At 51.4% G+C, this 12,537-nt stretch carries 7 protein-coding genes; 6 read left to right on the top strand and 1 reads right to left on the bottom strand.

The window, feature by feature from the left end; all coding sequences use genetic code 11:
• Nucleotides 1–5 precede the first annotated feature (5 nt).
• A complete protein-coding gene (gene nspC / locus F1381_RS17855; protein WP_151736240.1) occupies nucleotides 6–1,142 on the top strand; it encodes a carboxynorspermidine decarboxylase in 1,137 nt (378 codons plus the stop codon).
• 185 nt (nucleotides 1,143–1,327) lie between these two features.
• Here the strand turns inward: nspC and F1381_RS17850 are convergent, their stop codons facing one another.
• A complete protein-coding gene (locus F1381_RS17850; protein WP_187355424.1) occupies nucleotides 1,328–2,974 on the bottom strand; it encodes a stalk domain-containing protein in 1,647 nt (548 codons plus the stop codon).
• A gap of 217 nt (nucleotides 2,975–3,191) precedes the next feature.
• On the opposite strand from F1381_RS17850, the gene F1381_RS17845 reads away from it, so the two are divergent.
• From F1381_RS17845 to F1381_RS17825, 5 genes are all read left to right on the top strand, one after another.
• Complete coding sequence (locus tag F1381_RS17845; protein WP_151736187.1) at nucleotides 3,192–3,815, top strand: deoxynucleoside kinase; 624 nt, start codon at nucleotides 3,192–3,194, stop codon at nucleotides 3,813–3,815.
• Nucleotides 3,812–4,450, top strand: coding sequence for a deoxynucleoside kinase (locus F1381_RS17840; protein ID WP_151736186.1), 639 nt, complete (start codon nucleotides 3,812–3,814; stop codon nucleotides 4,448–4,450). Before F1381_RS17845 ends, F1381_RS17840 begins: the two co-directional genes overlap by 4 nt.
• Nucleotides 4,451–4,677: 227 nt before the next feature.
• Nucleotides 4,678–5,103, top strand: a complete 426-nt coding sequence (locus F1381_RS17835; RefSeq protein WP_151736185.1) for an Imm26 family immunity protein — start codon at nucleotides 4,678–4,680, stop codon at nucleotides 5,101–5,103.
• A 222-nt stretch (nucleotides 5,104–5,325) separates the two neighbouring features.
• A complete protein-coding gene (locus tag F1381_RS17830) occupies nucleotides 5,326–5,655 on the top strand; it encodes a hypothetical protein (RefSeq protein WP_151736184.1) in 330 nt (109 codons plus the stop codon).
• Nucleotides 5,656–6,982: 1,327 nt separating this feature from the next.
• Nucleotides 6,983–12,517: a hypothetical protein gene (locus tag F1381_RS17825; protein WP_151736183.1), complete on the top strand. Its 5,535-nt coding sequence runs from the start codon at nucleotides 6,983–6,985 to the stop codon at nucleotides 12,515–12,517.
• Nucleotides 12,518–12,537 lie beyond the last annotated feature (20 nt).

Raw genomic sequence — 12,537 nt, 5'->3', positions numbered from 1 at the left:
ACGGCATCGATATCGACATCAGCAAGCTGCCTTCGCCCGCCTATCTGGTGGACGAACGGCTGCTGAAGAAGAACCTGGAGACGCTGAACTACGTTCAGGAGAAGAGCGGGGCGAAGATTCTGCTCGCGCAAAAAGGGTTCTCCATGCACGCCTTGTATCCGCTGGTCGGACAATACCTGCATGGCGTAACTTCCAGCTCCCTGTTCGAAGCGCGTCTCGGCTTTGAGGAAATGGGCAAAGAGGTGCATGTCTATGCGCCGGCCTACATGGACCGTGAATTCGACGAGCTGCTTGGCTACACGGACCATATTGTGTTTAACTCGTTTGACCAGTGGAACCGGTTCAAGGACCGGGTGCAGAATGCCGGCAAGCCCATCAGCTGCGGCATCCGCGTCAATCCGGAATATTCCGAGATTGAAGTGCCGCTGTACGATCCGTGCTACAACTTCTCGCGTATGGGCGTGACACTGCCGAACTTCCGTCCGGATGAACTGGAAGGCATCGAAGGTCTGCACTTCCATACGATGTGTGAGCAGAACTCGGATACGCTGGAGCGTACGCTGAAGGTTGTGGAAGAGAAATTCGGCCAGTACCTGCATGGTATGAAATGGCTCAACTTCGGCGGCGGCCATCATATTACCCGTGCCGACTATGACCTGGAGAAGCTGATTGCCTGCATTATTCATATGAAGGAAACGTACAACGTCGAGATTTACCTGGAGCCGGGCGAAGCGGTAGCGCTCAACACCGGTTACCTGGTAGCGACGGTGCTCGATACCATGCATAACGGCATGGACATCGCCATCCTCGATACGTCGGCCGAATGCCATATGCCGGACGTACTGGCGATGCCTTACCGCCCGAACATCATCGGCTCCGGCCAGCCCGGCGAATTCGCCCACACCTACCGGCTCGGCGGCATGACCTGCCTCGCCGGAGATATCATCGGCGATTACTCCTTCCCGGAGCCGCTGAAATACGGCGATAAGCTGATCTTCCTGGACATGGCGCATTACTCCATGGTCAAGAATCATATGTTCAACGGCGTGAACCTGCCAGCCATCGCTTCCTACAACGAAGAAGAGGGCCTGAAGGTCATCCGCGAGTTCGAATACAATGACTTCAGCGGCCGGCTGTCTTAACAGCCGGAGCTGATAGAGAAGCCCCGCTATCCCCTGATGGGATGGCGGGGCTTTGCTGTGCCTGGCAGGCCCTGGGCCAGCTGTACCCAGGGTGGGCGCGTCTGGAAAGTGATAAGTGTACCTTGTCCTTCGTAATGGCCGAAGAACAGGGCCGCTGGTGAAGATATGGGGTTATTTCAGCGAGACTACTTCATCGTGACCGCGATCCGCTCCTCCTGCGGCAGCCACTGCACGGTCGCCCCAAGCTTCTCGCTGATGAAGCGCAGCGGCAGGTATAGCACACCATTCACGGTGAACGGCGTGTTCTCCAGCTTCACGGCCTGGCCGTTCAGCCTGGTCTCGCCCGTCTTGGCGTTCACGCTGATCGACAGCGCCGGCAGGCTTGTATCGGTGCGCTTGACGGTGGCCAGCTTTGTGGTGCCGTCGAAGCCGATCTCGGCGCCCAGCTTGTCAAAGAAGGAGCGCAGCGGTACGAAGTTCTGCCCGCCGCGGGTGATAACCCCGCTCGTGAGCGGCACATTCTCCCCGTTCAGCGAGACGGCGATCGGCTTCTGTACCGGCACCGGTGTAGCGTGCATAAACTCATAGTCTCCGTACCCCAGCTCGGCGTTCTTGTTGACGCCCCAGCCCCAGAGGCTGCCGTCCCCCTTCTGCATAATCATATGTCTGACATCCGGCAGGATGGCGGTCACATCCGCAGCCAGCAGCGTAAACTCCGGATTGGACGGCATGCTGTCACGGGCAATGGTGGTCTCATACACTTTGTTGTCCTTGGTCCATACTATAAGTGAGTGCTCCACCACAAAAGCGTCCTTGACGTTCTCAAGGCTCTTAATCAGCACAGGGTCGGGATGATTCTCATAGACCCAGCCGTCGGAATAGCCGGTCACGGTGCCGCCCCAGAACCACAGCTGCGACTGGCTGTCAATCGCCAGCGTAGAATTCTTATTATGCTTAATGCTCCTGATGCTAGGCAGTGCAGAGAACTTGGTGGCGATGGTTCCGCCTGCCGGAAGATCATAGGCATAGCTGTCCGGCCAGGTCCAGACCGCACCGTCCTTGTCGAGGGCATAGTTCTCGGCGACCTGCACGATGTTCTGCAGATTGACAATCGGGGCGATTGTCTTCAGCTTACCGTCATCGACCCAGACCGTGCCGTCATCCTTAAGAAACGTATTGCGGGTATCGATCATATCCGAACGGATTTCGCTAAACCTGCCGATATCGGTGACATGGTCAATGCCCTCAAGTGGCACGAACACCACTTCGTCCTCGGGCGGTATGGCGGAAATGTAGGGATCATCCGTTCTGACCATTACATGTACCGCACCTTCTGTATCTGCGACGACTGTGTTGTTCCAGATCTGCACATCCGCAATGGAGCTTATGCCGCTAACCGGCTCCACGGTAATAGCAGGAGTGTAGTAATCATTATACCAGTGCTTGATGGAGCCGTCGTTCATAACCGCAAAGCCCCCGGGATAGGAAGCGACCGCGCCGGTCAGGGCCGGTACCTGTGTCGGAACCGACTGGTTATAATCCCAGATCCAGAAGCTGCCGTCGTTCTTGAGCAGCCAGCCCGCGCCAAAGGCGGTGATGCTTGAAGCGGAAGAAGTCTTTACGGCTTGTGCAGCGGCGGCAGCCGGAGTTGGTGCCGAAGCTTCACTTGAAGCTGAATCCGTCCCGGCGGCTGCCGTGCCTCCTATAGCTGCCACTGTACCCGTCTCCGCAGCCGTCCCCGCAGCCGAAATCATGCCGGCATTCGCAGGTAATACCCCCGACAGCACTCCCAAGCTAAGCAGCGTGCCGGTAACCCACATTTTTGTATTCATAACGATCTCCTCACTTTGCATTGATGAAATTGCGTGATTTGGAAAAAACAACCTCAGCACCCAAATAGACGCGTCCGCACCGGGAAAAGTTTCGCAAAATGTTCCGCCCAGGCCCCCGTGTCTGTGATACAATGATTTAGTCTGTTTTTTGAGCGGGTCTGCCGGCGGTGCCGGAGTCTGCTGTAAGGCCGTAGACTTGAGGAGGAAAGTAGCATTAATGAAACATGCACCGTTTATTGCTGTGGAAGGCCCGATCGGCGCCGGCAAAACCACACTCGCCACCATGCTGGCGGCCGAATTTGAACTTCCCCTGATTAAGGAGATCGTCGAGGAGAATCCGTTCCTGGACAAGTTCTATCAGAACATGGACGACTGGAGCTTCCAGCTGGAAATGTTCTTCCTATGCAACCGTTACAAGCAGCTGGAGGACACCGTGAAGGAGTACATAAGCCAGGGGAGAGCGGTGATCTCGGATTATCATATATACAAGAATCTGATCTTTGCCGAGCGGACGCTGAAGGGTACCCTGAGGGAGAAATACCGTCAGATTTATCAGGTGCTGACCGGCGATCTGCCGAAGCCGAATCTTATCGTGTATATCCGGGCCGATCTGGAGACGCTGCTGGCGCGGATCGCGAAGCGCGGACGCCCGTTCGAGGATGATATTTCCCCGGCCTACCTGCAGCAATTAATTGAAGATTACGATCAGGCCATGGCTTCGCTCGCGCAATCGGAACCGTCCACGGTCATCGTGACCATTGACGGGAAACAGGTTGATTTTGTCGAGAACCCGAAAGATTATGCCGCCATTGCCGCCAAAGTAAAGGAGCTTATGCAATGAACCCATACCAGATTCCGGACAATGCCATTATTACCGTTGCAGGTACGGTAGGTGTCGGCAAATCGACACTCACGGCCGCGCTTGCCGGGCGCCTGAACTTCCAGACCTCGCTGGAGCAGGTGGACCATAATCCATACCTGGAGAAGTTTTACCATGATTTCGAGCGCTGGAGCTTTCATCTGCAGATCTATTTCCTGGCCGAACGCTTCAAGGAGCAGAAGAAGATGTTTGAAATGGGCGGCGGGTTCGTGCAGGACCGTTCGATCTATGAGGACACCGGGATTTTTGCCAAAATGCATGCCGATCAAGGCACCATGTCGAAGACTGACTATGCGACCTATACCAGCCTGTACGAGGCCATGGTGATGACACCCTACTTCCCGCATCCCGATGTGCTGATTTACATTGAAGGCAGCCTGCCGTCCATTCTGCGGCGGATCAATGAACGCGGCCGGGAGATGGAGGTGCAGACCGACGTTACTTACTGGGAGCATATGCACGGGCGTTACGCGCAGTGGATCGGGGAATTCAGCGCCTGTCCGGTGCTGCGGCTGAACATTGACGACTACGATGTGCATGACTCCGGTTCAATGGACGAGATTTTGCGCCAGGTCGGGAAGACGATTGTTCGTTAAAAGTTTATGAATGATGAGGACGGCGCCAGGGTGGCGCCGTTTTTTGTTACAAAATTATAGACATTTTGCCCTGAAGGCAATTTGTCATTTAATGTAACCGCTTTATTGCTGCAATTGTTCAGTGATTATTCAGTGAATCATGGTATTTTATTGGACATATAAGGAAAATCAGATTAATAAATATTGAAAAAATATACATGTATACTGGATAAGGAGTTTGGTGATCCATGCGAGTCAAAAAGTCGACGATACAATTGGGAGATGTGCTGGCGATTCCGCTGCCTGATGGAAAATATGCGTTTGGCCGACTTTACCGGGACACTTCGCTCAGCATCTATGATTATGTGGGAGAGACGCCCAAGGATTTGCCGCAGGAGAGCGAAAGCGAGAGCCAGTTTACCGTAGCCGTGGAGGAAGCGGCTCTGCAGTCCGGCCATTGGCCGGTGGTGGATCATCGCCCGTTCGGCAGTGACGAAGAGCAGTGGCCGCCGCCAAGCCATATTTACGACGAGAAGTCGGGTAAATATTTTCTCTATGACAAGGGCATCATCACCTCTTCGACCCGGGAAGCCTGCGCGGGACTGGAGACGGCGGCGGAGTGGGAAGAGGAGCAGGTGGTGGCGAGGATTGTAGAGGAAGGGCAGCTGAAGTAGTTTGTAGGGGAGCTGCTTAATAGAGGACTAAACCAGTGGACGTTATTAACCGCATGCGGCAGGCATGTGGTTATTTGATTTGTTTGGGTTCAACGATTGCCTATATAGCCTATATAATAGTAGAGAAATATAACAAGGAGGGGAGAAGCATGGGTTTTTTCATAAACTTTGTTACTATATGATACAATTACTCTAAAAATAGTATGAAATGGAGCAATCTAAATGAACGAATTTTCTAAAATTACAAAACCAACTGTTATTACGCTTTGCGGCTCAACAAAGTTCAAACAACAGTTTGAAGAGGCAATGGCTAACTTGACATTGAAAGGTAATATCGTTCTTAGTCTGGGGTTCTTTGAACAAAGTGATCATATTGAAGTAACAGAAGAACAAGTTAAACTTTTTGAAAGACTGCACTTTCACAAAATTGATATGTCAGATGAAATTTACGTAATCAATGTAAAGGGATATATTGGTCAAAGCACGAAAAAAGAAATTGAATATGCTAGTCAAAATGGTAAGAAAGTAACATACTTTGAGCCTCTAACTTAAAAGATTTACACACTTTTTGAAACTCCAAGAAACAGAACCACATGAAGTAGTTGTCCACTTAATTTGTATACTCCATTTTAGAAATAAAGTCTTCATTGTGGTCACATTCAATAACAATGCTCAGGTGCGGTACTCTTTGAAGGAGGATCGGTCAGCTAATTGGTACATTATCGGATATGATGAGGGGTCTCAATACATAACAATAGATTTGTCTAATGAAAGAACCGGCAAGTGCTATGACAGCTTTTGGGATAGACATGGTGTCGCCGGGGAAAATGCAGTCATCGCATAGACGTTCACTGAATTACTGTGCAGATTGGTGGAAAGTAAAGGAGAGAATTTATTTTGGCTGGAGGAAGATTTCATTTCATTGGGAGATGCGTATGATTAAATTCATAAGCTATCAGGATGTTGGGTGTGGGCAGTGCTAGAAAGTTCGAAGATCCTCAAGAGTTGCAGCGCTGATATAGTTTTAGTTTGATTTTGGCACACTAATTTAGCCGATTTTACAGAATTGAAACATCTAATTAGATTATCGCATCTTAATTTGGAGGATTTTGTTGTTATCATTGGTCTTCGTTCCTATTAAGTGGCGGAAATCCAACTAGAATTGCGGTAAGCTCCATACAGGTGAAATTAGGTGGCGATTATCCAATTATCATCGGACTCCAATCGTATTGACGCTTCAATTCTAGAAATCTGGAGGACCAAATGGATTGGCAAAATATTGACGTCATTTATACTGAGCCAAAACACCCTTTGAAAAAAAGCTGTCGTATTAGGCTAACTGCCCATGTCGAAGGGGAATTTGACCAATTGGAATCAAATAGGCTGGGAATGAAATCTATTCTGAAGCATTGGATGTGCTAAATTACGAAGGGCTGCAGGTCAGCTTGTGGCAGGTTACAACGCTATAATTCTGAGATTTGTTTATAAGAAGAATAGAATAATGTCATTTATTTCAATTAATTGATACTGCGTGGAGAGTGATCTCTCGATCTAGCGCTGTTCTAAATATCACAATATCTCATAAAAAATAAGTATTTTTCGGGCTTCGAGAAAATTTCTCGAGGTTTTTTTGCATTTTGTCGAAATTAGTACTACTTTACTAGAATTTTGTCGAGATTTGTTAAGAGTTTGTTTAGAGCCGGCTGATAAAATAAATCGAAGCTATCACAAATTGGGTACTTAGAATTTAATTTTTGTCCGTCAAGCCGGATGGAAAGGAGCGAATGCAGGATCGTGCACAGAAAGAGAAGACAATAATACTTGCGATTCTTGAGGACGGCGGATGGAATTGAACGAAAGAATAAGGGGGAACATCAAGTTGCTGAACAGCAGGAAGGTGAAGAAATTCACCGCTATCAGTGTGATCTTGAGTATATTAATTTCGCTGCTGCCTGTTTCTTGGGCGGGACAAGCAGAAGCCGCGGGCGCAGGCGATCAGAAAGTTTATGTCGGATTGTCCGTGGTAGGCAATGCATCCAATGAAGCAGAGAATGCATTGGTTAACTTTAATAACAACCGGGAAGCCGGATTTAAGGTTAAGTCGAACGATGCGATGCAGATTAACTGGGACAATGGGGATATCCTTAACACTAACAAAAAGGGTGGATCTGTTGAATTTCAATTGAATGTTGCCGACAATCCCACCCTAAAAAATATGGCACTGAGCGGTCATACTGAGCTCGTGGTAGGTTGGAGATACCTGAATTATGATTCGGGTTGGACGTGGGGATCAAGCGTCAGTGGTGCATCCGTCACACTGGATGGAAAGGTGATCTTGATCGACGGTTCACATAATAATAATGAATCTGCGAAGAGCGCTACGGCGGTTATTGGTCCTAATTCCGTAATCACCATTGGCGTTTCTGGTGAAGACAGCGGCGGTGAAGTACCAGGCGCTTATGGATTCTACATTAAATTTCAGGACAAGCAGCGCCCGGTGCTGAACAGCTACACATTCACTGGTAATGGTGCAGAACGTCTTAACACTAACATTAACCAGCAAGAGCTGTTTGTGAAACGGGACGAGAACATTACGCTGTCCTATAATTTCTCAGAGCCGGTTTATCCTGCTACGCTGACTGCCAGCAATGCCGACTATTTTTTGCAGCATAAGTTGTTTATGAATGATCCGGACACCTTATTGCCGGCAGCAGGTGACCAGCAGTATTTAACCAATATAACGTACACGAAAAGCAACTTGAGTTCACTTTACAATCAAATCTCTTACCGTTATACGGGAGTGCCGTTCCATAACAGCGGAAACCTTCCGCTGCAGCCGCTGATTACCGGCGGAACAAGCGGAGCTGCCCAGATGGATCTGTCGCTGGAAAACAAGTTCCTGACTTCGGAACTGCGCGACGCCGCAGGGAACTTGGCGACAGTGAACTTTAACAATCTGCCCAGCTCGGCGAGCAGCAATGAATGGTTGAGTGAAGACAAAAAACGGGTTAACCCGTTCGACTTCGAAAATGGCGGCTTCCGTGTCATCGTCGATGCGGTGCGTCCGAAATACAGCAAGACGGCCAACGGCATCCAGCCGGAAATTCTTACCGGGGTCACGCTGAACAAAGGGGACGTAATCGACTTTACGCTCCAGATGACCGAGGAAGCGATTGTAAAGACCGGCTGGGAAGTAAAGAACACTTATATTTTATTCAATAACGGAATGAAGGCCTATTATGTTGCAGGCTCCAATACGAAAAATTGGACCTTCCGCATGACGGTGCCCGATGGCATTACGGTAGAGACTCCCCTGTTAAAGGCTATCGCCATCTCCAATGATGCGAAAACCGGTAACGAGGTGGATAAAAACGTTATCCAGGACTACGCAGGAAACCTGCTGATCCAGCCTGCCAACTTCGATGGAACGTATGAAGATGAGACACCGCCGTACGGCAGCGACATCTCGCTGGTCAATTCCAAGATTGACTGGGCCAACCTGTTCATCGACAACACTAAGCCGCTGATCAGTTACCGGTATGAAACCGGCGGGGCCAGTGGTACTACTTACCAGAAAAAAGGCAAGGTCACGATCGATGCCAACGATCCTTCGATCAAGGTTCCTTATATGGATCCGGATCTCAAGGACCCGAGCGAGGAACGGCCGAGCCGCGGGATCTACCGTCCTTCCAACATGTCGGCCGAGGCTTCGCCTTCAGTGGGTCTCGTGTATTACATGTGGAGCCAGGATAAGGCCGATCCGCTGGCCGGGGACAAGAATTTTGCGGCGCTTAAGCGTTATTCCCTTGCCGCCAAGCAGCCGTCTGATCAGCTGTATCCGGGCAAGTATCAGGATGTTCAGCTGCAGGTCGTCAACAACAAGACCAACCTGCTCTCGCCGCCTCCTGAAGCGTTCTCCTCGGAGAACAGCGGCGAATGGTATCTGCATACCTGGACTGCGGATATGACCTGGGACTCCGCCCGGGAATTAATGCAGTATGAGAAGATGGAGGATTACGTGGCCGGTCACCAGGCTCAATATGATGCCTGGTTCGCCGAAGCTGCCGGATCAAAGGCTGACAAGGAATTTTATGCCAACAACAAGGCGTTGGCTGCTGTAGGCCAATACGACGATTTAGACGTCTGGCCGCTGGAAGATTTCATGCACGACGATTCCAACTGGACGCATGAAGTGGGTGTGCTGAAGCTGGACAATCAGGTGCCGTCCATCACTTTGGCGGCTACGGACAACAAATCCACTGTCCAGGCTCTGGTGCAGGACCCGCACAGCGGAATCCAAAGTGTACAGTACCAATGGGTGAAGAACGACGGAGCGCCGGCTGACGTGGAGTGGAAGCCGGCCAACTATTCCGGCACTACGGTTACCCAATCGGCTTATGATGATATCGACGAAGATGGCGCCTACTGGCTGTACCTGAAGGCACTTGACAAGGCAGGCAACGAAGTTGTCAAGACACCGATGGAAGAGCCGCTGAACGTCAGCTCTCAGGAAAGCATGCCGACAGCCTTCACGCCGGAAGCCAATCCGGAATATGTGAAGAGTCATGATGTCATCTTTGAAATCGGCGGAACGAAGCCGGAATATGTCGGCTATGTCATCAGCGGCAGCTCACTGCGCCCGGCGGACGGCGCATTTAAGCCGCTCGACGCTATGCAGATTGACGCGGCGCCGGCTGGACTGAACAGCGCAGAAACAGAAGACGCTGTGTCCGTACCGGAAGAAGCGGCCCAGCCTGAAGTCACCGCTGAAGTAGGGCCGGTGGCCATTCTGAAGCTTCTGTCCTCCGGAGCATTGGAGAACAACCTTACTTCGCTGCAACCGCTGGATACAGAAGAACCGGTGGAAGGTGGAGCGACGCCGGAAGCAGCCGCAGCACCTGAGGGAACAGCAGTGCCGGAAACTTCGGCGGCAGCGCCTGCGGAACCAGGCAGCGAGCCAGAGGCCGGGCCGGAAGCGGCGGCCAAAGCACAGGCGGTTACCGCAACCGCAGCGACTTACGGTTATGTGATTCCTGCGGACACTTCGTTCAGCGGCACGCAATACATTCACCTGATGGTGAAGCACAGCGACAAGACGTACTACTATTCCAAAGCTTACTATTTCGATAATGAAGCCCCGGCCGTAACCTTCAGCATCAACGAGGTGGCTTATCCGTTGGCGGAGCAAGATACGACGGTCAAAGTGTCGGAGTTTTACAGCAAGAACAATGTAAAGAGCTATTACCAGTGGGTGAAAGAGGGCGAAACTGCCCCGACTGAAGTCTCGGGAGGCTGGCAGGATCTCCCTGCAAGCGGCCTGGCTGAGATTAGCGGCAAGGGGCTGAAGCCGGGCGAAATCGCCGACTACAGATTGTATGTTCATGCAATTGACGGAGCAGGTAACAGCATCGTGACGTCGACGGCAGGTATCTTTAAGGTCTCGGCATCCGGAGACAAGGATGCACCTCCGGCTGACGCGCAGTCCTCGCTGGTCTATCTGTCCGGCGACGAAGAAGATGGTTATACAGCTATTCTGAAGCTGAGCCTGGAGACGGAAGATAAATCGGGATACGAATATTCCGTATCGCCGGATAACGGTGCAAGCTGGCAGAACTGGCGCCCGTATACGAACTTTGTAGCCGTTAAGGTGCCTTCGGGTGATCCGGATGCGCTGCAGGTTCAGGTGAAATACCGCACGCCGGGCGGCAAGATCAGCGACGCCGCCAAGCTTGAATTCGATGCGGAAGCACTGGAAGACCAGCCGGTATACGCACTGGCAACGCAAGGAACGAGCGGGCCGGTAACGGCCGCTGCAGGAGCGGATATCGACATCGCACTTCCGGCTGGAATCCGGGTGCAGCCGTCGAAGATCAATCCGGCCGAGCCGACCCGTACCGGTAACCGGTTCAATGTGCAGGAGAACGGCTTCTACAGCTTTGACCTGACGGATATGGCCGACAAGAGCCGCACGGATACGCTATACGTAGTGGTGAAGAACATAGACAAAACCATTCCTCAGGGTACCGTTGAATACTCTAATGCAGCCTTCACTAACGGCAATGTAACGGCTTATCTCCAGAAGACTTCGGAGCCGGTAGTCATCACGAACAACGGCGGCAAGAACGCCTATACCTTCAAGGAGAACGGCAGCTTTACCTTTGAATTCAAGGACGCTGCCGGCAACCCGGGCAGCGTAACGGCAACCGTCAACAATATTGACAAGGAAGCTCCTGCGGTCAAGGTTGTCCGGTCTTATGAATTCAGTAAAGACAAGCCGTTCGGAACGATTAAAGACGCAGGCGGAAATGTCATTTACTCTACCGGGGTGGCACTTACTGTAGAGAAAGCCGACGGGTCCGCCAAGGATATCGTGCTGATCAGCGGCAAGCAGACTGTAATGTTGACTGAGAATGGCACAGTTTCCTTTACCGTAGCCGACAAATTCGGCAATACGACTGTAGTTAAAGAGAAGGTTGACAACATCGTTACCGCCGTGGCGCAGCCGGAAGAGATTGTCTATACCTTTGTGGACGAGGACGGCAAGGAAGTTCCGGCCGACAAGATTGTGACCATCGACGGCCAGAAGTACGCCAAGGGCAAAGTGAAAGTAACGCTCAGCGGCAAGATCGCGGCGCCCAACAAGCTGTTCTCCGGCGTTAAACCGATTGAGAGCGGAGCCGGGTTTACGAATCAGATCAGCAATGCCGATGGAACCTTCAGCTACTCCAGAGTATTTGAGAACAGCGGCTCGACGGTAATGAGCATCTCCGACCTGCTGGGTAACGTAAACAAGGTGCCTGTGACCATCTCAGGTATCGACAACACAGCGCCGGAACTGACGCTGAACAAGGCGTCTGTCGGTATCGCACAGAACAAGAAGGACTTTAACTTTGCGACCGATCTCGGCGGTTACACCGTAACGGACAATGTCTCGAAATCCGGCAACATCAAGGTATCCGTCGAAGGACTGGATCTGACCAAGCTCGGCCGACAGAAAGTGACGTATACGGCGGTTGACCAGGTAGGCAATGTAACAGTTGCTTATCAGGATGTTGTAGTCGTGAAGGACGGCGGACTGCTGATCTTCGGCGATGACACGCTCATCTCGGCTTCGTCCGGTGAGTCGGCATTGTTCAATACGAACACCATCACCTTCAAAGTATCCGGCTACAACCTGATGAACGTGGGCGGAACGGAGAAAGTGAACCAGGCAGGCACATTTGACATCCTGTACTACTCCGGTCTGTTCCGCGAAGGCCAGATGAAGGTGCTGCAGCAGAAGCTGACCTATGACCAGTTAGTGAGCAGCCAATTTAAGGTTACATTCCCGAAAACGGGCTGGTACACGATTATCGTCCGGACCCAGGAGCGGGACCGTGAATTTGCCACATTCTTTGTCGGCAGCGTGAAATAGAGAAACGAGATGAACAGGGG

Origin of the sequence: Paenibacillus tengchongensis (assembly GCF_008973665.1) — a bacterium.
Classification (GTDB): Bacteria; Bacillota; Bacilli; order Paenibacillales; family Paenibacillaceae; genus Paenibacillus_AQ; species Paenibacillus_AQ tengchongensis.
This window is presented reverse-complemented; position numbering and strand designations above follow the sequence as displayed.